Raw genomic sequence first — 299 nt, 5'->3', positions numbered from 1 at the left:
CCGCCGTGACCACGCCCGCCGAATCGCGCGGCGGCCTGTGGTCCAGCCTGGCCTTCTGGCGCGGCCTTGCCGCGGCCGCGGTTGCGGCACTGGCGATTTACATCCTCGTGCCCACTCTCAACCCACCGGTCGAGCAGCCGCAAGCGCGCCTCGTCGCTTCGCTGGCCGCCGAAGGCAGCGACGTCAGATACCTCGCCGTCTATGATGCCGCGCATCACGAAGTCGGCCTGTCGCATGTCTCCGGTGAGCGTGCTTCCGGCAAGGACTTCGAGCTGTGGATGATCGAGGGCAAGAACCCG

General features: G+C 68.2%; 1 protein-coding gene. It reads left to right on the top strand.

The window, feature by feature from the left end; all coding sequences use genetic code 11:
* On the top strand, positions 1–299 hold a 299-nt coding region (locus EOB49_RS35155; RefSeq protein WP_206526221.1), incomplete at both ends, for an anti-sigma factor.

Origin of the sequence: Mesorhizobium sp. M7A.F.Ca.MR.148.00.0.0 (assembly GCF_003997735.1) — a bacterium.
GTDB lineage: Bacteria > Pseudomonadota > Alphaproteobacteria > Rhizobiales > Rhizobiaceae > Mesorhizobium.
This window is presented reverse-complemented; position numbering and strand designations above follow the sequence as displayed.